The organism is Streptomyces sp. BL1 (assembly GCF_057628045.1).
The window spans coordinates 308,776-328,583 of sequence record NZ_JBXYWZ010000002.1 but is presented as its reverse complement, the minus strand read 5'-3'; the positions used below and the strand labels follow the sequence as shown (position 1 = coordinate 328,583).

Sequence of the window (19,808 nt, the reverse complement as noted above, 5' to 3'; positions counted from 1 at the left end):
GGATGGGGTGAGCCGGAGCGGATCAGAGCGCGTCGTGCACGGACTGCGGGATCTTCCACGGGTTCTCGTCCTGCACTGCAGGAGGGAGAGCCCACTCCGGGGCGTTCTGATAGACCACGGGCCGTACGAAGCGGCGCAGCGCGGTGCCGCCCACCGAACCGGCGAAGGGCGAGGTGGAGGCTGGGTACGGTCCCCCGTGGTGCTGGGCCGTGGTGACGGACACGCCGGTGGGCCATTCGTTGAACACGATCCGCCCGGCACACCGGGTTGCCTGGTCCAACAGGCGCCGTACGAGCTGGCGTTCGCGGTGGCCCGGCGCCTGCGAGGACTGCACGGTCCAGGCCAGGGTGGAGCCGAGCCGTTCGATGACGGCCTCGACGCTGCCGGCGTCGGCGTATTCGACGAGCGTGGCGAAGGGGCCGAAGATCTCCTCCAGGAGCAGCCCCGCGTACGGCTCGTCCAGGAGCTGCTGCGCGTCGCCTACGTGCACCACCTGCGGGCGCCCCAGAAGTTCGTCCCCAGGTGAGGTCCCAGCCGAGGTGTCAGCCGAAGTCCCCGGCCGGGCAAGGGAGTCGAGGGTGAGTGCCTTGTCGACGCGGTCCTGGTAGGTGGTGGCGATACGCGCGTCGAGCATGCCCAGTGGAGGCTGGCGCGCGACCGTTTCCCGTATGCGCTCGACCAAGGTGCTGCCCGAGGGCAGGAACAGCAGGCCCGGCTTGGTGCACAACTGGCCCGCGCTGCCGGTGAGCGCGGCGACGAAGCCGTCGACGAGCGCTTCGGGGCGTTCGGCCTCGGCCTCGCGCGTGACCACGACCGGGTTGAGGCTGCCGAGCTCGCCGAAGAACGGGATCGGGTCGGGGCGGGAGTTGGCGATGTCGAGGAGCGAGCGGCCCGCGGACGTCGACCCCGTGAACGTGGCCACGCGGATCCGCGGATCGCGCAACGCGCGCGTACCGGCATCGAGTCCGGTGATCACGCCGAACACGCCCTTGGGGACGCCGAGCGAGGCGAGGCTGCGCCGTACGGTCCGCGCGGTGGCGTCCGCGGTCCGCGGGTGCCCCGGATGCGCCTTGACGAGTACGGGGCAGCCCGCGGCCAGCGCGGACGCCGTGTCGGTGCCCGCGACGGAGAAGGCGAAGGGGGAGTTGCCCGCGGCGAAGACCAGCGCCGGGCCCAACGGCACGGTGTGGCGCCGCAGTTCGGGCCGCGGGGCGACGGGGTGCCCGGCGAAGGGCCGGTCGATCACCACGTCGGTGTCCGCGCCATCCTCCGTCACCTGGGCGAAGAACCGCAACTGTTCGACGGTGCGGGTGAACTCGCCCTCCAGGCGGGGGAGCGGCAGCCGTGTCTCCTCGGCGGCCACCGCGACCAGCTCGCCGCGGGCGGTGGTGAGGTCGTCCGCGAGCTGCCGCAGCACCCCGGCGCGCTGCCGCGGTGTGGCCACGGACCACGGGACGAAGGCGTCGACTGCCGCTCGCAGCAGCGTGTCGAGCTCGGCGGAGCCCGTCACGCCGCCCACGGGGGCCGGCTGAGAATCCGTGGACAATGTGCTCCCTCTCTCGTGTCATCCCCCGCACAGGGACCGACCGGCCGGGCAACAACCGGGCGACGGCCGGGAAGCCGCCGGGGACCGCGGCGACGCAGCGGAACGGCCCCGGCGGCACGCCCGGTTACGCCTCCCCGCGGGTGTCGCGCCGGGGCGAGGCCACCTTCTTGATCTTCCGCGCTGTGCGCAGCCCGCTCTCGATGGCTCCGTCGAAGAAGCCGGCCCACAGGTTGGCGTTGTCGGAGCTGGCGTAGTGCACCACGCCCTCGGACTCCTGCAGCGCCTGCTGGGCGGAGGTGAACTCGCCGGGCCGCTGGATGAGCCAGGTCTCCCTGGTGAGCGGGTCGTTCATCCACTTGTGCCCGGTGGACTCGATCACCTCGAGATCGTCGCGCCACACCTTCAGCGCGTTGTTGACCTCCTGCGCGTTGTCGACGTCCAGGCGCGTGGAGTCTGCGCCGAAGCCGACGAGGACCGCGTCGTTGTCGCCGAGGAACTCCGTGCGGACGACGGAGAGCGGATGGTGCTGCGTGGAGTACGCGAAGAAGGGCTTGATCGGGCCCCGTACGCGGATCCACGCCTTGAGTCCCTGCGAGGCGGTGCCGGTGCGGCTGGCGTCGAGCTTGCCCTGCTGGAGCGCGGGCCGGACGTCGAGCTCGTGCAGGATGTTCAGCGGCACGGTGACCACGACGTGCCGGGCGCGGATGCGGCCCTTGGTGCCGTAGGTGACCTCGGCGCCCGAGGCGTCGTGCCGGATGCCGGTGACCGGCGAATTGAGCTTGAGCTGGCCGCGGAAGTCGCCGCGTACGGCCTCCACCAACCGCTCGGTGCCGTTCTCGACGCGGAGGATCGCGCTGGCTTCGTGCATGAGATGCCAGGAGCCGCCGGTGGCGGCGGTCCAGCGGATCGCGGCGCTGTAACTCACCTGGTCCAGGGGCCCGTTGGTGTGCCCCACCCAGGCCGCCTCGTTGGCGTCCCGCTCCGCGTCGCTCAGCTCCAGCTCGTCCAGGGCCTGCTGGAGCGTCTTGCGGTCGGCCCGCACGAGCGCGTCGTTGGGCGAGCGGGTGTCGGGCCGGGGCAGATAGCCGGGGCTGGAGCCGACGAGGCGCTCCATGCCGCTGTCGATGAGGTTCATGAAGTCGTCGAGGGTGCCGTGCTGGACCTCGCCGTCGCCGATCCAGAAGGTCTCGGCGGAGCGGGGGCCGCGCCCGACGGGGAGGCCGTAGCGCTGGACCTCGGCCCAGACGTGCGGCTGCAGCCAGTGCAGCCAGCTGCCGCCCAGGTCGAGCCGGCGGCCCAGGCGGCTGTCGGTCCATACGCGTCCCCCGACGCGGTCGCGGGCTTCCAGCACCACGACCTTGAACCCGGCGGTGGACAGCTCGCGCGCGGTGATCAGACCGGCGAGTCCGGCTCCGACCACCACCACATCGGTGTCCGCGGGCGGTTCGCTGCCGCTGGTGGCGTTCGGCTGCGTGTTCAAGGGCTCAGATCCTCTCGTGGATGCCGCCCGGCGCGGCCTCGCGGGGGGAGCGAGGGCTGTGGGTGCCGTGGGCGGGGAGGGCGGGGCGATGGACGGCCTCCCATTACGTTCACTATACGAACGACACGTCCATCTAATGAACGTGATTTTAAAGAGGCGTTTCTCGCGCCGTCAATGGGTCCGGGCAGCGCTGTGAACCGGCCGGACCCGCACGAAAGGCGGGCGCGGCAAGGCCGTCGGGCGGGGACGCGTGTCCCCGCCCGACGGCCTGTCGACGGCGGGCTCTCAGTGCCGAACGAGGGGCTTACCGCCCGTGGTTGTGCATGACGTGCTTCGTGCGGGAGTAGTCGTCCAGCGCGTAGATCGACAGGTCGCGCCCGTAGCCGGAGCCCTTGAAGCCGCCCCAGGGGACCTCGTTGGCCAGTACGAGATGCGAGTTGACCCAGACCGTCCCGGCGTCCAGCCGCGCGGGGACGGCGTGCGAGCGGCGCGCGTTCTCGGTCCACACCGAAGCGGACAGGCCGTACGGGCCCTCGTTGGCCCGACGTACCGCCTCCTCCTCGTCCCGGAATGTCTCGACTGTGACGACCGGGCCGAACACCTCCTCGCGGGCGATCTCGGCCCCCTCGGCGACGTCGACCAGCACCGTCGGCGCCACGAAGTAACCGGGCCCGGCGAGTGCGCCGCCGCCCAGTACGGCCCGTGCGCCGTCACGTTGGGCGCGCTCCAAGTAGCCGAGTACGCGGTCGAAGTGGGCCTTGGAGACCACCGGGCCGATCTCGACGTCGGCGGCGGTGGGCTCCCCGGCGGCGAGGCTGCCCGCCTCGCGGACCAGGTGCTCCACGAGACGGTCGGCGACCGACTCGTGCACCAGGACGCGGCAACCGGCGCCGCACTCCTGGCCGGAGTTCCAGAAGCCGGCGGTGCGCAGTGTCTCCGCGGCGGCGGCGACATCGGCGTCCTCGAAGACCACCACCGGTGCCTTGCCGCCGAGTTCGAGGTGGACGCGCTTGAGGCTCTCGGCGGCGTTCCGCGCGACGGCGCGGCCGCTGGCCACGGAGCCGGTCAGCGCCACCATGGCGATGTCCGGGTGCGAGGAGAGGCGCGCGCCGACGACGTCGCCGCGGCCGCTGACCACGTTGAGCACGCCGGAGGGCAGCAGGTCGGCGACGATCTCGGCGAACTTCAGTGTGGTGACGGGCGTCTGCTCGGACGGCTTGAGCACGAGGGTGTTGCCCGCGGCGAGAATCGGCGCGATCTTCCAAGCGGCCATCATCAGCGGGTAGTTCCAGGGTGTCACCACGCCCACGACGCCGACGGGCTCACGCTGGATGACCGACAGGTGGTCGTCGACGTAGTCACCGCCGGCCATGGACGTCGTCGCGCGGACGGCACCGGCCATGAAGCGGAACGTGTCGATGGTGCCCGCGATGTCGTCCTCGGAGACGGCCAGCGGCTTGCCGGTGTTCGCGGATTCGAGCCGCGCCAGCAGGTCCGCGCGTTCGGCCACCCGGTCGGCGACCGCGTGCAGCAGGTCGGAGCGGTCCTTGGGAACCCGCGCCGCCCAGGCCGCCTCGGCCCGCTTGGCCGCGGCGACCGCCCGGTCCACGTCCTCGGCCGTGCCGTCGGGCGTGTGGCACAGCGGCTTCTCGGTACACGGGTCGACCACGTCGAGCGTCTGCCGGGAAGTGGAATCGACGAACGCGCCGTCGACGAAGTGCCGCTCCGGCGGCAGCTCCGAGGCGGCGAACAGCGGCCGCGCGTCGTTCGAACGCCGCACGGCACCCGCGCCGGTGGTGGCGGAAGCCGCGCCCTTGCCCAGTACCGCGGTGGTCTGCGCGGTGACCGTCTGGGCCGTCGCCGCGTCGAGTTCCAGCAGCGGCTTGCGCGGCTTGCCGACGGGGAAACCCAGCGAATTCAGAATGGACTTCACGGCCGGAATGAAGGGAACGGTCATCATCGAATCCATGAGGGGATGGATTCGGGACCATTCCTTGCGCGCCCGCTCGAGTTCCCCCGCACGCAGTGCGCGGTGAATGGAGACGAGCTCGGCCGGTATCAGATTCGCCGTACCCGCGACGAATCCGGCGGCCCCCTCGGTGAGCGAGGCCAGGAAGAGCGTGTCCCAGCCGCCGAAGGTGGAGATGACATCGCCGTGCTCGTGGATCAGCTGCCGCAGATGCGACATGTCGGCGTTGGTGTCCTTGATGTACTTGATGTTGTCGACTTCGCGCGCCAGCTTCCCCACGGTGTCGGGGGAGAGGTTGACCCCGGTGGCGCTCGGCAGGTTGTAGAGCATGACCGGGATGTCGACAGCGCGCGCGACCGTACGCAGATACTCCACGGTCTCGTCCTCGCCGAGCGGCTCGTAGTACGGCGTGACCAGCATCAGCACCGAGGCGCCCGCGTCCTGCGCATGGCGGGAGAGGGCGATGGCCTCCTCGGTGCTCATCGCGCCGGTCTGCGCGACGACCGGGACGCGGCCCGCGGTCCGGTCGGTCACGGTCTCGACGACCAGGCGGCGTTCGGCCGCGCTCATGGCGGTGAACTCACCCGTGGATCCGCAGGCGACGAGCCCGTCGACCCCACCGTCGATACTGCGGTCGACCAGCCGCCCCAGCGTGTCGACATCGACCTTCCCGTCCTGGGTGAAAGGGGTCGGCAGGGCAGTGAGAATACCGCTCAGTTGCGACGACATTCAGCAATCTCCTCGGTCGGTCTGTACTTGTGGTCAGCTTTGTGGCGCGAGGCCGTGCGGGTGTGGTTGTGCTGCGGTTTCTCCTTGTTCCGGGTACGCGAGATCCGGTGCCGGCATTTCCTGGCCGGCACTTCGCAGGAATTCGTCGACGTACTGCGGGCTGAGTGGGAGACGATCCGGGCGGTTCGGGACGTGCTGCGGCCTGCGGACGGGGCGGTGATCTCCGGGGGCCGGGGCCGCGAACCGGCCGGCTCCGGAAGATGTTCATCATGTGAACGGAGCGTTCGCTTCTGGTGGGTCAACCTAGAGGCGGGGCGAGATGCCGTCAAGGTCACATGGGGTGAGGGGTGCCCCGCGTACGGAGCGTCGAAGTACGGGTCATGGCGGCGCACTTGTCCTGCGCGGGGGCCGCGAGAGGCCCGTCACGGGCCGGGAGCCAGGGGCTCGGAGTCAGCCCCGCGGTCACGCGGAGGGTGTGGTGGAGGGCCCCTGCCAGAACGCTTCGGTGAGGCGCTCGCCGGTCTCCAGCATCAGGGTCAGCGTCTCGGGGATCCGGTCCCGGCCGAGCCGGTACCGCGGACCCTCCGCACTGAGGACGGCCGTCAGGCTCCCGGACGAGTCGCGGATGGGGCGCGACAGCGAGAGCAGCCCCTCTTCCAGCTCGTTGTCGATCAACGCGAAGCCCTGCTCGTGCACCTGCGCGAGCTCCCGCAGCAGCTCGGACCGTGAGGTGATGGTGCGCGAGGCGAGCGCGGGAAGCTCCTCGGGGAGAAGCTCGACGATCTTCTCCTGCGGCATCTCGGCCAGCAGGATCTTGCCGCTGGAGCTGGCGTGCAGGGGGTACTCGCGGCCGACCTTCTGCCCGCCCACGCCGGTCATCGTCCTGATCACGTGGTCGCCGTATGCGTCCGCTATCAGGTCCAGTCCGTTGTGGGTGTGCGGCACGGAGAGCGCCACGGACTCGTTGACGCGGTTCGCGAGGTCCTGGAGCAGTGGCTGCGCCCGCGCGGCCATCCCGGAGTGCGGGTCGGCGAGGCGTCCCAGGCGGGCCAGCTCCCCACCCAGTGTGTAGATGTTGTCCGTCCGGTCGACGAGGCCATTCTGCTCGAGGCTGGTCAGCATGCGGAACGCTGTCGGACGGGAAATGCCCGCCGCCTTCGCGAGGGTGGTGACCGTCGCCCGCAGGTCGGGCTGCGCTGCCAATTCCCGGAGAAGGAGAGCGGCCTTCGCCACCGACTTGTTGCTCGTGTCCTCTGCTCCGGTCACGCCGGCAATGCCGCCCTTCAGTACCCGTTGTGTTCCCGCTTCCGGGTGACAGTCTAGTGTTCGGGTGTTCGGATAATGAGCACGCGGTGGTGCACTGTGCCGCGCGGCCACCCCGTGACACGCAACGGCCGTACCGCTCACCGACGTTGATCGACGGAGCAGTGCGCTGTTCCCCGAAGACGATCGGCCCGTTCCCGTTGCCCCGGCGGAGAGGCGACGGGACTTAGAATCGGGTGCGTTCTTGGTCGACCGGAAGGCGTTATGGTTTCAATGTCCGAATCAGAGGGGCTTGTGAACAAGTCGGTTCTCAAGGGAGCCCTGCTCCTGAGGGAACTCGCACGGCACGAAACCGGCGCGACCGTAACGGAACTCGCGAGTGCTGTCGGACTGTCCCGGCCGACCGCTTTCCGTATCCTGAACAGCCTCGAGCAGACCGGCTTTGTGGACCGTACGGATGCGAAATACGCGCTCGGCTGGGAGTTTTCCCGTCTTGCGCGGCGCGCTGACCCCTATGGGGCGCTCGTGGGGCGTATTCAGCCGATCCTGGACGAACTCGCGGACACCGTCAAAGAGACGGTCACCCTGTCGGTGCCCACCCCGGGTGAGGAACTGGACCTGATCGCGGCGGCGAAGGAGTCCCACGTCGTCGGGGTTTCGGTGGATTCGCTGATCGGTCAGCGGTGGCCCTTGCACGCCAGTTCCACCGGGAAAGTCCTGCTGGCCGACATGAGTTCCGCGAAGCTGCAGGAGAATCTGCCGGACACCCTGGAGAAGTTCACAGCGGACACGGTCACCGACCGCAACGCGCTGCTGAAGGAGCTGCAGGAAGTCCGCGAGCAGGGATACGCCATCCTGGACAACGAACTGGAAGAGGGACTGCTGTCCCTGTCCCGCCCGATCCGCGATTCGGCGAGCAGCCTGGTCGCCATTCTCACCGTCGACGCGCCGCGCTACCGGTTCGGCCGCGACCGTATCCCCGACACTCTGCAGAAGATGCGCGAGACGGCGGAACAGCTCATGCGGCTCATGTGGCCGGGCTGGGAAGAGCGGCAAGCCGGGGAGTGAGGGGCCGGGAGCTCATGGGCGTCGGGCAGTCGCAGGCGTAGAGGCCGAAACCACTGATGGTTTCGGCCTCTTGCGTTCAGCAGGGGGTCATGGCGTCATGCCGATTCCGGCTTCCCGTCGATGGTGCGGGTGAGCTGGAGCGGATTGTCGTCGCGCAGGGTCTGCGGGAGCAGCTCCTCGGGTGCGTCCTGGAAGACCACGGGCCGCAGGAAGCGCCGTACCGCCGCCGTACCCACGGAGGTGTACGGGGTGGTCGCCGCCGGGTACGGGCCGCCGTGCTGCTGGGCGTGGGCCACAGCGACGCCGGTGGGCCAGCCGTTGAACAGGACGCGTCCGGCGCGGCGTTGGGCCTGCTCCACCAGCGAGGTGGGGGCGTCGCCCGCGGTGTGGAAGGTGACGGTCAGACTGCCGCCGAGCCGGTCGAGCAGTTGCGCCACCTCCTCTTCCGTGTCGTACTGCACGATGACCGCGGCCGGCCCGAAGCACTCCTCCAGCAGATTGTCCGTGGCGTCGAGGAACCGGGCGACGGATTCGACGGCGAACAGGGTCGGCGTGGCCTGCGCCCGTCCGCCGGGGCCGACGGTGACGGTGCCGTCGACGAGCACCTCCGTCTGCGGTGCGGCGGTGACCTCGTCGACGCGCCGCTGGTAGCCCTCGGCGATCTGCGGGGAAAGCATCGGCGCGGCAGGGGAGTTGCGTGCCGCGTCCGCGACCGCGTCCACGGTCTCCTGGCTCCGGGGGAGCAGCAGGACGCCGGGCTTGGTGCAGAACTGGCCCGCGCCCAGGGTGTAGGAGCCGACGAACCCGGCGGCGATCTCCGTACCGCGCGCGGCCACCGCCTCGGGCGTGACCACGACGGGGTTGATGCTGCCGAGTTCACCGAAGAACGGGATCGGTGTGGGGCGGGCCGCGGCGATGTCGAAGAGGGCGCGTCCGCCGCGTACGGAGCCGGTGAACGCCGCCGCTGTGATCCGCGGGTCCCGCAGCACCGTGACGCCCGCCTCCCGGCCGGTGACCAGGGAGAAGGTGCCGTCGGGAGCGCCCGCTCCGGCCAGCGCCCCGGTGACGAGTTCCGCGGTGGCGGCCGAGGTGCGCGGATGCCCGGGGTGGCCCTTGAGGACGACGGGGCAGCCCGCGGCCAGTGCGGAGGCGGTGTCGGTGCCCGCGACGGAGAACGCGAACGGGAAGTTGCCGCCGGCGAAGACGACGACCGGTCCGAACGGGGCGTTGTGGCGGCGCAGTTCGGGCCGCGGCGGCGTGGCGTCGGGGTCGGCCCGGTCGATGGTGACCTCCAGCGGGGCGCCGGAGGCCACGTACTCGCCGTACATCCGCAACTGCCCGGTCGTACGCCGTACTTCGCCGGTCAGCCGCTCGGTGGTGTAGCCGGTCTCTTCGGCCGCCACCTCCACGAGCCGGTCCGTGTGCGCATCCAGCCGGTCGGCGACCGCGGCCAGCGCGGCGGCGCGGGTGCGCGGGGGCAGCGCCGCCCAGCGCGGGGCGGCGTCGGCGGCCAGGTCGAGGAGGGCCGCGAGGTCTTCCGCCGGCGTCTCCGGCTCGGTGCCGGCGGTCTGCAGGTTGGTCACTTCGTTCCCTTGTGTGGTGCGGGTTCCCCGGCCGGTCCGGCCGGGGAGAGCGGGAGTTGGGTCAGGCTGCGCGGGTCGGGCTGTGCGCTTCAGGCCGCCGCGGGGGCGCGGTAGCCGCCGAGCTTGCCCTTGTGGAAGACGAGGGGCTCGCCGGCTCCGCCGGCCATGCGGAGCACCCGGCCGATGACGATGACGTGGTCGCCGCCGTCGATCTCCTGCAGCGTCTCGCAGTCGATCCAGGCGACGGCACCGCCGATGTGCGGGGCGCCGTCGGGGGAGGGCTGCCAGTCCACGCCGTCGAACTTGTCCTCGACCTTGCGGGAGAGCGCCTTGCACACGTGGTCCTGGCCCTCGGCGAGGACGCTGGCGCTGAACCTGCCGCCGGCACGGACCTTGGGCCAGCTGCTGGAGGAGCGGTCGACGCTGAAGGTGACCAGCGGCGGGTCGAGGGAGAGGGACTGGAAGGTCCCCACGATCATGCCGACGGGCCGGGCAGTGGTCGGCTCGACGCCCGTCACCGCCACCACGCCGGTGGGCAGGTGCGACATGACGTCGCGGAAGTCCCGCTGGTCGATGGGGTGCTCGGTGGTGGCGCCGGAGAGAGCGGTGACGGTCATGAACAACAGTCCCTTCGATGTCGTGGCGGGGCAGGTGGAACGGATGGTCCGGACGTGTACGTGACCGGACGGTGCGGCGGGGCGGTACCGGCGAGCGGGGAGCCGACGGCCGCCTCCGCGGAGGCTGTTCGGGCCGGTACGGGGTCGTACCGGCCTGGGACCGGAATCAGGTGCCGACCGGGTCCGGGGAGGCCGCCGCGGCGAGTTCGCCGTCCGGGTCGGCGTCGCCGGCACCGGCGGGTGCGCTGCCCACAGGACGGGCGGCCCGGATGGCGGTGGCGGGGTGGTCGGCGAGGGTGTGGCGCTGTCCGACGCCGTAGAAGCTCTCGCGGAGGGTGGCGGCGTTCTCGTCGTACTCCTCGCGGAACAGCCCCTGGCGGCGCAGTTCGGGCACGGCCAGCTCGATGAAGTCCTCCCAGCTGCCGGGCTTCGTCGCGTAGCTGAGGTTGAAGCCGTCGATGTCGGCGACATCCCGCCACCTGCGCAGCTCGGCGGCGACGGTCTGCGGGGAGCCGACGACGACCGCGCCGGTGCCGCCGATGCCGATGAACTCGGCGATCTGCCGGGTCGTCCAGGTCCGGGACGGGTCCGCCTTGGAGAACATCTCCACCAACGACTGCGAGCCGTCGACGTCCACGTACTCCAGCGGAGTGTCCGGGTCGACGCCGCTGAGGTCGATGCCGGTCCAGCCGGCGAAGCGGGCGAGCGCACCCTCGTAGCTGACGTTGCGCACGTACCGCTCGTACTTCTCCTGCGCCTCGGCGTCCGTCGGCGCGACGATCACCGTGATGAGGGCGATCACCTGCACGCTGCGCGGGTCGCGGCCCGCGTCGGCGACGGCGGTACGGGTCTTCTGGACGCTGCGCTGCGAGAGTTCGGGGGTCATCGTGTTGATGAAGACCGCCTCGGCATTGTTCCCGGCGAACCGCAGTCCGCGGGAGGACGCGCCGGCCTGGAAGAGCATCGGCGTGCGCTGCGGGGACGGCTCGCACAGGTGCAGGCCGGGCACGTCGAAGTAGGTGCCCTTGTGGCGGATGGGGTGGATGTGCCGCGGGTCGAGGTAGGCGCCGGCGGTGGCGTCGCGGATGACCGCGTCGTCCTGCCAGGAGGCCTCCCAGAGCTTGTAGACGACCTCCATGTACTCGTCGGCCATGTCGTAGCGCTTGTCGTGCGGGATCTGCTTGCCCAGCCCGAGATTGCGCGCCGCCGACTCGTTGTAGGAGGTGACGATGTTCCAGCCGACCCGGCCGGCCGTCAGATGGTCCAGCGTGCTGAATTTGCGGGCCAGCGCATAGGGCTGTTCGTAGGTCAGTGAAGCCGTGACGCCGAAGCCCAGGTGCCGGGTGGCGGAGGCCATCGCCGAGATGGCCAGCGAGGGCTCGTTGATCGGGAACTGGGCCGCGTCGCGCATCGCGGCGTCGGGCGAACCGCCGTAGACGTCGTGGTAGCCGACGGTGTCGGCGAAGAAGATGCCGTCGAAGCGCGCCTCTTCGAGCATGCGGGCCGTGTCGGTCCAGTACGACAGGTCGGTGTAGCGGCTGCCACCGTCGACGGCGTCACGCCAGGAACCCGCGGTCAGATGCGCGGGGGCGGAGACATCGAAGGCGAAGAACTTCAGCGGCTGATTGCTCATGCTGCCCTCCAGAGCAGAAGCGAAGGAGCCACCCGGCGGTACAGGAGGACCGCAGGTCTGGACGTTCAACATGCGAACGTGGCGTTCATATTCAGACCACGGGCGGGGCGCTGTCAAGGGACGCGGGAGGAGTGCTCGCGGGCGATCGTGGCGCACCCCCGATGAGCACCGGCGATGGTCGCCAACTGCCGTATAGAGCCTGGTAGGAGCGGTTCATCGAAGAGGTGTCGAGGCACGGGGTGCACGGCTGTGAGGCACTGTGGGACACGTCTTGACAGGGGTCATGGCCCGTGTCAGATTTCCGTCCACGAAGGGACCGTAATGTGAACGACTCGTTCGTTTAACAAGCCGGACGCCACCCTTCGCCGGTGTACGGCACACGTCGGCACCTCCCCCGGAAGCGGACCGCGATCACCAGCGCTCCGTCCGCTCCCTCAGCGCCTCACGCATCACGTAACAGTCCCCGCACGCGCGTGCGGTGGCCGCGCGATGCCCGAATTCCGGTGCGCAGGCCACCAGTTCCTCACGTAGGAGAACCGTCGATGACGACGACCATTGCCGAGGGCCCTCCGCAGGCGCCCGATACAAGCAAGAAGAAGCGCAACTTCCTCATCAAGCTCACCGGAATCATCTCCGGCGGAATGTTCATCGACGGATACATCCTCGGAGGTATCGGGGCCGCCCACGCGCCGCTCTCCGAGGACTTGGGCCTGTCCTTGATGTGGCAGGGGCTGATCGGCGCGTCCGCGCTCATCGGCATCTTCGTCGGCGGCCCGCTGGGCGGCTATCTCGCCGACAAGTGGGGCCGCAAACTGCTCTTCGCCATCGACCTGGCCATCTTCATCGTCGGCTCGGTCCTGCAGTTCTTCGTCGACTCCGGCTGGCAACTCTTCGCCGTACGCCTCCTGATGGGCATCGCCATCGGAGCCGACTATTCGATCGGCTGGCCCCTCCTCGCCGAATACGCTCCCTCGCGGCTGCGCGGGAAACTCCTCGCATTCCAGGAAGTGGCCTGGTACTTCGGCTACATCGTCGCCTACGCCACCGGATACTTCCTTGTCTCCGCCATGGACGTGGACTGGCGCATCGTTCTCGGGACCAGCACCATTCCCTCGGTGATCCTCTTCCTCATCCGGATCGGCACCCCCGAATCACCGCGCTGGCTCATGGGCAAGGGCCGGGTCGAGGAGGCCAGGCAGCTCGCCGAGGAGTACTTCGAGGACAGCAAGGACGTCGAGGACCTCGCCGCCGAGGACGTCAGGCCCGCCAGCTTCATGCGGCTGTTCTCGCCCGAATACCGCCGGGTGACGATGTTCGTCTGCGTCTTCTACACCTGCGCCGTCACCCCGTACTTCGCCATCGCCACGTTCGCGCCCGCCGTGCTGTCCGACTTCGGACTGGACGGACTCCAGGGTGCGTTGTGGACCAACGGCCTCGCCTTCGCCGGCGCGCTGAGCTCGTACTTCCTCATCGAGCGGGTGGGCCGCCGGAGGCTGGTGATCCCGCAGTTCTGGGCAGGCGCCGCCGCACTCGCGCTCGTCGGGATCTGGCCGCACGCCTCCACGCTGCTGATCCTCGCCTGTTTCATCGTCTTCGCCTTCACCAACGCCATGTCCACCGCGCTCACCGGCGTCTACCCCGGCGAGGTGTTCTCCACCGACATCCGCGGCGCGGGAGTCGGCTTCGCCACCGCCGTCAGCCGGGTCGGCGCCGCCGTCGGCACGTTCCTGCTGCCGGAGGCCATGGGCGTGATCGGCGTGGGCGGCACGATGCTCATCGCGGCCGCCATCTGCGTCATCGGCGCGGTCGTCTCCCAGGTCACCGCGCCCGAGACGAAGGGCCTCCCGCTCAGCGTCACCTCGGCGCCGCAGGCACCCCGCGTCCGCGCCTGAACCGCCCGGCCGCACCCGCAACGTCCCGGGCCCGGAACTCCGCCCCGGCGCCCGCGAAGAGGCTCCAGCTTCCGAGAAAAGAGCAAGGTCATGCAGCAGCACCTCACCGACATCGCCGACGCCTTCCACGAGGCGCGCCTTGGCACGTACTCCATCGAGCCGCCCAGCGAGAAGTACCCGGACCTCGTCCTCGCCGACTCCATGGCCATCCAGCGGCACAACGTCGAGCGCCGCGTACGGGAGGGCGACCGGGTCGCCGGTTACAAGCTCGGCAACATCGCCAAGGCCATGCAGGACGCCTTCGGCGTGGACCAGCCGGACTACGGCCACCTGCTCGCCGGCGACTTCCACTACGAGAACCTGCCGGTACGGCTGTCCGGTTTCGTCGCGCCGTTCGCCGAGGTCGAGCCGGCCTTCGTGCTGGGCCGGCGGCTGGAGGGGCCGGGGGTCACAGTGGCCGATGTCATCCGCGCCACCGAGTGCGTGCTGCCCGCCATCGAGATCATCGACTCCCGGTCCACGGACTGGCGCATCACCATCACCGACACGATCGCCGACAACGGATCCACCGGCGGCATCGTCCTCGGCGCCCGCCCCCGGAACCTGCGCGACGTCGACTTCTCGACCATGCAAGGGCAGCTCCACTACGGGCAGACCCTGGTGGGCTCCGGGGCGACCAGCGCGATTCTGGGCAACCCGGTCGCCGCGGTGGCCTGGCTGTGCAATGAGCTCTCCCAGTACGGGATCGCCTTCGAGGAAGGCCACGTCCTCCTCGCCGGCAGCTGCCTGGAAGCCGTCCCGCTGCGCCAACCGACCACGGTGAGCGCCCAGTTCGAGGACCTGGGCCGCGTACAGTTCGAGGCCGTCTGAGCCACCGCGCACACCTCCGCCGGCCCGCGGGGCCGTGACCGCCGGACATGGGCGGGACGACTGATCGTCCCGCCCATGTCCGGCTGAGTTCGGGCGGGCGCCGCAGGGCGATGAGTCTTCCCGGCCCGCATGGTCTCCCTTCTGGCACCGACAGCACTGGAGGAAGACGTGGCACAGCTTGTGAGGGTCCAGAACTTCGCCGTCTCGCAGGACGGGTTCGCCGCCGGGGAAGGGCAGAGCATGGAGCGGCCGTTCGGCCACGCCGATCCCGCGGCCCTGATGTCCTGGGCGGGCGCCACGGCGAGCTGGCCCAACCGTACGGACCCCGGGGGCAGCCGCGGCCTCGACGACTACTTCACCCGCGACTTCGCGCACAACATCGGTGCAGAGATCATGGGGCGGAACAAGTTCGGCCCGCAGCGCGGCCCCTGGCAGGACCATGACTGGCGCGGCTGGTGGGGTGAGGAACCGCCGTTCCACACCCCGGTGTTCGTCATGACCCACCACACGCGCCCCTCGTTCACGCTCTCCGACACCACGTTCCACTTCGTCGACGGTGATCCGGCCACGGTCCTCGGCCAGGCGCGGGAGGCGGCCGGCGGCAAGGACGTCCGGCTCGGCGGCGGGGCCACCACCATCCGGCAGTTCCTGGCGGCCGGACTCGTCGACGCACTGCACGTGGTGGTCGCACCGGTGAAGTTCGGCGCCGGGGTGCGGCTGTGGGAGTCCCCCGATGAGCTGCGCGACCGGTACCGCCTGGAGGTTGTGCCCAGCCCCAGCGGCGTGGTCCACCACCTGTTCTGGCGCGACTGACGCGGTGACCGGCGCCCCGGCGCGGGGCCGCCCCGGAGCGCGGCTGTGGTCGCCGCTCCGGACGAGCGCGTGGTTGCGGGAGAGCGGCCGACGGGGAAGGCGGTACTCGCCCGCAACCACGCACACACATCGGCCCGTTGGGCCGCGCGGCGTCGTGCCGGTCAGGTGCCCGGCTGCACTCGGGTGGGGAAGTACTTGTAGCGCGTCCGCAGGGAGACGTCGGCCTCGGCGCGCAGAGCTCCAACTGCCTGTTCGGCGAAGCCCTGTTGGGCAATGCTCCGCTTCAGCTCGCTTGCGATTCGCTGCTTCGTGGCCGTCGCGGGGGCTCACGGTAAAGTGATCGCTCTCCCTGAGCAAGGGGCCCGTGAGGCTGGCGCGTCATCGTCTCCGCCGTGGCTGGGACCTTCTCTCTCGGGCTGAATGGCCGACTATCGCCCCCCCCTGCGGAGCAGGCGTGCGGCTGTGGCGACGGGCTTGTTGGCCGTCCCTCCGTGCGGAGCTCCCACTCCTTCCCGTGTTGCCACCCGCAGGCGCAGCGATGCTGTTTGATATGTGAACGCTATGTTCATAGAGCCTGTTTTGAGCAGAGGGAATCTCGCTCGCCATGCCTGCCACGGTGCGGCGAGAGTCTTGACTTGGTCGCTGAGGCCCTGTCACTGTTTCTGACCATCGCGTTCGGAATATGAACGGAGATGAAATTTGATCTCCGTGAGGACGTGCTCGGCGCCGCGTGGCAACAGCTCCCCGGCCGTCTCGTCCGCGGCCGGTAGCGGCTTCGAAGCCCGCAGCACATCGCCAGGAGGGAAACAACCGGTGGCCAAAACCGCAGTTGCGGACACCGCAGGGACGAGCGCGCCCAGCTGCGCCAGATCACGGAGGCAGTCCAGCGGGCCGGATTGAACCCGCGGCTCATACGTCTGCCGGGGCCATCCGCCTACCGCGTGGCCCTCCAGGCCGATGTACCCGAGGCCGCTCTCAGCGGCCGCACCACGCTGACGCGCCAACCTTCAGAGACAAGGGGCAACTGTGTCCGATTCACAGAGCAGTCGCGAGCCCGTAGTGCCCAAGGGCACGCGCAGAGTGCGCGAAGAGGATTGCATCGTCGTCGACAAACCGGCACTCAGGCGGGCGCAAATCGGCGCCGGAGTGGGCAACTTCATCGAGTGGTACGACGTCGGGGTCTACGGATACCTGGCCGTCACCCTGACCAAGGTGTTCACCGCCGGCATGGACGAGCGGATGGGCCTGCTGGTGACGCTGCTCGGATTCGCCGTGTCGTTCCTGGTCCGCCCCCTCGGCGGTTTGATCCTCGGCCCGCTCGGGGACAAGATCGGCCGCCGTAAGGTCATGTTCTTCACCATCGCGCTCATGGCCGCTGCCACCACGCTGATCGGCGTATTGCCCGGGGCGGACCGGATCGGCGTCTGGGCCGTGGTGCTTCTCTACGTGCTGCGCATGGCGCAGGGCTTCTCCACCGGCGGTGAGTACGCCGGTGCGGCGACCTATGTCGCGGAGTTCTCCCCGGACAAGAGCCGCGGCTTCTGGACCTCGCTGCTCAACAGCGGCTCGCAGCTCGGCTTCGCGGCAGGTGCCGGCGCGGTCGCGGCGACCTCCGGCATCGCCGGCCACTTCTGGGGCCCGGACGCCATGGTCAACGGCGGCTGGCGCATCCCGTTCCTCCTGGCGTTCGTCCTCGGCATCGTCGCGATGCTGTTGCGCAGCAGGCTCGAGGAGTCCCCGAGCTTCGAAGCCGCCCGGGAGAAAACCGAGGAGCAGGCGGCCGACCCGGTCTTCGTACGCCACAACCTGCCCGGAGTCTTCAAGCACTACTGGCCGCAGGTCCTGATCGGCCTTGCGCTCATAGGCGCCGACAGCGCGTCGTCGTACACCCTGACCAGCTACATGCCCACGTACCTCGAAACCGAAGTCGGCATTGCCACGACGCACACCGCGATCGCCACTGTCGTGACTCTCCTCCTGCAGGCCGCCTTGCTGCCGGTCTTCGGGCGCATGTCGGACAAGCTCGGGCGCAAGCCGGTCTACCTCACGGCGGCCATCGGCAACTTGATCCTTCTGGTCCCCGCGTTCGCGCTGATGCGCCAGGGGGAGACGTGGTCGCTGTACGTCGCGCTGGCTCTCGTGATGATTCCGGGAACGCTGTTCCTCTGTATGAACGCGGCCATCATGGCCGAGCTGTACCCGACCGCGTCGCGGTACTGCGCCGTCGGGTTCACACAGAACACCGCTGCCTCGCTGTTCGGCGGCACCGTGCCGCTGGTCGCCCAGCTGCTCGTCCAGCTGACGGGGAACAGCTACGCGCCGGCCTTCTACGTCATGTTCTTCTCCGCGGTCGCCATCGTCGCCGCCCTGTGCATGCGAGAGACCTCCGCGCGCCCCCTGCTCGGGTCGGTCCCCGTGGTCTCCAGTCCCGAAGAGGCCCGGGAGCTGGTCATCGGCCAGGACACGAACGAGCGCTTGGACACGTCGACCATGCTCCTGCCGCCAGTGCCAAGCGTGGACGCTCGCGTCTGAGACCACAGCCTGGACAAGGCCCGCCGGCTGCTGTGGCCCGCTAAGCAGAAGTACGGCGAGTAGATCTCCTGGGCCGGCCCAATTCGACCGCACGTCGCCGAGGTCTTTCGGCTTGAGGAGATCGACCAGGCGCAGGAAACATTTCTCAGCAAGACGTTATGGGCAAGCTCGTACTTACCCTTCCGAAGGACGGCAATGAGGATCGCTGAAATTCACGTCTACCGGCACGACTTGCCGGTCCACAACGGCCCGTACAAGATGTCGCATTCCGAGGTCTGGTCTCTGCCCACGACTCTGGTCAAGCTGGTGGCGGACAACGGGCTCGTCGGGTGGGGCGAAACCTGCCCGGTCGGCCCCGCCTACGCCGAATCCCACGCCACCGGGGCGGTCGCCGCACTCAGCGAGATGGCGCCGGGACTGCTCGGCGCCGAAGTGCTGCCGGTTCCGTTGCACCGGCGTATGAGCGGCCTGCTGCACGGCCACAACTACGCCAAGGCCGCCATCGACATCGCCGCGCACGATCTGCTGGGCAAGCACCTCGGTCTCAGTGTGTCCGACCTGCTCGGTGGCGCAGTGACGGATCGAGTGCCGTCGTACTACGCCACTGGCGTCCGCACGCCGGACGAGACTGCCCGCCTGGCGGAGGAGAAGCGTGACGAGGGGTATCCGCGCCTCCAGGTCAAGGTGGGCGGGCGGCCGGTCGGGGAGGACATCGAGACCGTACGCAAGGTCTGGGAGGTCATCCGCGGATCGGGAACGCGCCTGGCAGTTGACGGCAACCGCGGCCTCACCACTCGCGACGCGCTGCGCCTGAGCCGGGAGTGCCCGGATATCCCCTTCGTCATGGAGCAGCCGTGCAACACCGTCGAGGAACTGCAGAGGATCCGCCCGCAGGTGAGCCACGCCCTCTACATGGACGAGAACGGCACCAGCCTGAACACGGTGATCACCGCCGCCGGCACGGGACTTGTCGACGGATTCGGCATGAAGGTCACCCGGATCGGCGGGCTGCACCCGATGCGCGCGTTCCGTGACGTAGCTGCTGCCCGCAACCTCCCGCACACCTGCGACGACGCTTGGGGCGGCGACATCATCGCCGCCGCCTGCACCCACATCGGCTCGACCGTGGCACCCGAACTGCTCGAGGGCGTCTGGCTGGCGGCCCCTTACATCGAAGGCCATTACGACCCGGAGAACGGCATCCGTGTCGAGGGCGGCCACATCAAGCGACCGCAGGGTCCGGGACTGGGCGTCCTGCCGGACGAAAGCCTTTTCGGCACGCCGGTGGCGTCCTTCTGAACGGCAGTACGAGGACGAGGGATTCCGGGCCGGGAAACGTGCGGTGTCCCCGGCCCGGGAGCCGTGCAGCGTTGAAGGGATCAGGGGCCCAGCAGGACCTTGACGGCGCGGCGCTCGCCTGTCGCCTTGTACGCCTCTGCGGCCTGTTCCAGGGGAAGCTCCAGTTCGAAGACCTTGCCGGGGTTGATCTGGCGCCGAGGAGGCCGGCTTCTCGCTCGGAATGATCAGCTACCTGGCCGACGACATGACCTGCCCGGCCGTCGGCCCGCCTGGAATGGCTGACCTGCCGCGTCACGCGGAAGGTCGTCGTCGAGCGCCGACTCAGCAACCCAGTTCCAGGGGTTGTTCTCGAGCGTCGTGTCCACCGATGTTCCTCGTCCGTCTCTGATGCCCTTGGTCCGGCGTGCGGTCGGCGCGTGAGGGGGTCTGCCGGACCCAGGGAGGAAGCGGATCTGGTTGGCCTCCTGCGGATGCCGTTGCATGAATGCGGGCCCCAGGGAGGGCCGGCCGCCCG

13 protein-coding genes are annotated in these 19,808 nt (G+C 69.7%); 6 read left to right on the top strand and 7 right to left on the bottom strand.

Going from position 1 to position 19,808, the window contains the following annotated elements:
- Positions 1 to 22: 22 nt before the first annotated feature.
- The 4 genes from AC3AGO_RS01605 to AC3AGO_RS01590 all read right to left on the bottom strand — a co-directional run bounded on the left by AC3AGO_RS01605 (position 23) and on the right by AC3AGO_RS01590 (position 6,990).
- Complete coding sequence (locus AC3AGO_RS01605) at positions 23 to 1,546, bottom strand: aldehyde dehydrogenase family protein (RefSeq protein WP_487818257.1); 1,524 nt, start codon at positions 1,544 to 1,546, stop codon at positions 23 to 25.
- Positions 1,547 to 1,670: 124 nt separating this feature from the next.
- Complete coding sequence (locus AC3AGO_RS01600) at positions 1,671 to 3,026, bottom strand: flavin monoamine oxidase family protein (protein WP_487818256.1); 1,356 nt, start codon at positions 3,024 to 3,026, stop codon at positions 1,671 to 1,673.
- 304 nt (positions 3,027 to 3,330) lie between these two features.
- Complete coding sequence (locus AC3AGO_RS01595; RefSeq protein WP_487818255.1) at positions 3,331 to 5,724, bottom strand: aminobutyraldehyde dehydrogenase; 2,394 nt, start codon at positions 5,722 to 5,724, stop codon at positions 3,331 to 3,333.
- Between the two features lie 462 nt (positions 5,725 to 6,186).
- Entirely contained in the window at positions 6,187 to 6,990 is an 804-nt protein-coding gene (locus AC3AGO_RS01590) for an IclR family transcriptional regulator (protein ID WP_487818254.1), read from the bottom strand.
- 270 nt (positions 6,991 to 7,260) lie between these two features.
- On the opposite strand from AC3AGO_RS01590, the gene AC3AGO_RS01585 reads away from it, so the two are divergent.
- Positions 7,261 to 8,055 carry an IclR family transcriptional regulator gene (locus tag AC3AGO_RS01585; protein ID WP_487818253.1) on the top strand — a complete coding sequence of 265 codons (795 nt, stop codon included), beginning with the start codon at positions 7,261 to 7,263 and terminating at the stop codon, positions 8,053 to 8,055.
- Positions 8,056 to 8,150: 95 nt separating this feature from the next.
- On the opposite strand, the gene AC3AGO_RS01580 is transcribed toward AC3AGO_RS01585, so the two are convergent.
- The 3 genes from AC3AGO_RS01580 to AC3AGO_RS01570 form a co-directional block, all read right to left on the bottom strand.
- Positions 8,151 to 9,638 carry an aldehyde dehydrogenase (NADP(+)) gene (locus AC3AGO_RS01580; protein ID WP_487818252.1) on the bottom strand — a complete coding sequence of 496 codons (1,488 nt, stop codon included), beginning with the start codon at positions 9,636 to 9,638 and terminating at the stop codon, positions 8,151 to 8,153.
- An 89-nt stretch (positions 9,639 to 9,727) separates the two neighbouring features.
- Positions 9,728 to 10,255 carry a flavin reductase family protein gene (locus AC3AGO_RS01575; RefSeq protein WP_487818251.1) on the bottom strand — a complete coding sequence of 176 codons (528 nt, stop codon included), beginning with the start codon at positions 10,253 to 10,255 and terminating at the stop codon, positions 9,728 to 9,730.
- Positions 10,256 to 10,421: 166 nt separating this feature from the next.
- Positions 10,422 to 11,888 carry an LLM class flavin-dependent oxidoreductase gene (locus tag AC3AGO_RS01570; RefSeq protein WP_487818250.1) on the bottom strand — a complete coding sequence of 489 codons (1,467 nt, stop codon included), beginning with the start codon at positions 11,886 to 11,888 and terminating at the stop codon, positions 10,422 to 10,424.
- A 542-nt stretch (positions 11,889 to 12,430) separates the two neighbouring features.
- Between AC3AGO_RS01570 and AC3AGO_RS01565 the strand changes: the two genes are divergently transcribed.
- The 5 genes from AC3AGO_RS01565 (at position 12,431) to AC3AGO_RS01545 (ending at position 19,294) form a co-directional block, all read left to right on the top strand.
- Positions 12,431 to 13,780 (top strand): MFS transporter, encoded by a 1,350-nt coding sequence (locus AC3AGO_RS01565; protein ID WP_487818249.1) that lies wholly within the window; start codon positions 12,431 to 12,433, stop codon positions 13,778 to 13,780.
- A gap of 90 nt (positions 13,781 to 13,870) precedes the next feature.
- A complete protein-coding gene (locus AC3AGO_RS01560) occupies positions 13,871 to 14,650 on the top strand; it encodes a 2-keto-4-pentenoate hydratase (RefSeq protein WP_487818248.1) in 780 nt (259 codons plus the stop codon).
- Between the two features lie 168 nt (positions 14,651 to 14,818).
- Positions 14,819 to 15,463, top strand: coding sequence for a dihydrofolate reductase family protein (locus AC3AGO_RS01555; RefSeq protein ID WP_487818247.1), 645 nt, complete (start codon positions 14,819 to 14,821; stop codon positions 15,461 to 15,463).
- Between the two features lie 1,080 nt (positions 15,464 to 16,543).
- Positions 16,544 to 17,995 carry an MFS transporter gene (locus tag AC3AGO_RS01550; RefSeq protein WP_487818246.1) on the top strand — a complete coding sequence of 484 codons (1,452 nt, stop codon included), beginning with the start codon at positions 16,544 to 16,546 and terminating at the stop codon, positions 17,993 to 17,995.
- 195 nt (positions 17,996 to 18,190) lie between these two features.
- The gene (locus AC3AGO_RS01545) at positions 18,191 to 19,294 is read left to right on the top strand and encodes a mandelate racemase/muconate lactonizing enzyme family protein (RefSeq protein ID WP_487818245.1); all 1,104 of its coding nucleotides are present in this window, start codon (positions 18,191 to 18,193) and stop codon (positions 19,292 to 19,294) included.
- Positions 19,295 to 19,808: the final 514 nt, after the last annotated feature.

Bases quoted from the DNA above. Each gene is read 5' to 3' on its own strand.
- AC3AGO_RS01595 (WP_487818255.1), bottom strand. From the start codon at position 5,724: ATGTCGTCGCAACTGAGCGGTATTCTCACTGCCCTGCCGACCCCTTTC.
- AC3AGO_RS01585 (WP_487818253.1), top strand. From the start codon at position 7,261: ATGTCCGAATCAGAGGGGCTTGTGAACAAGTCGGTTCTCAAGGGAGCC.
- AC3AGO_RS01575 (WP_487818251.1), bottom strand. From the start codon at position 10,255: ATGACCGTCACCGCTCTCTCCGGCGCCACCACCGAGCACCCCATCGAC.
- AC3AGO_RS01570 (WP_487818250.1), bottom strand. From the start codon at position 11,888: ATGAGCAATCAGCCGCTGAAGTTCTTCGCCTTCGATGTCTCCGCCCCC.
- AC3AGO_RS01565 (WP_487818249.1), top strand. From the start codon at position 12,431: ATGACGACGACCATTGCCGAGGGCCCTCCGCAGGCGCCCGATACAAGC.
- AC3AGO_RS01560 (WP_487818248.1), top strand. From the start codon at position 13,871: ATGCAGCAGCACCTCACCGACATCGCCGACGCCTTCCACGAGGCGCGC.
- AC3AGO_RS01545 (WP_487818245.1), top strand. From the start codon at position 18,191: ATGAGGATCGCTGAAATTCACGTCTACCGGCACGACTTGCCGGTCCAC.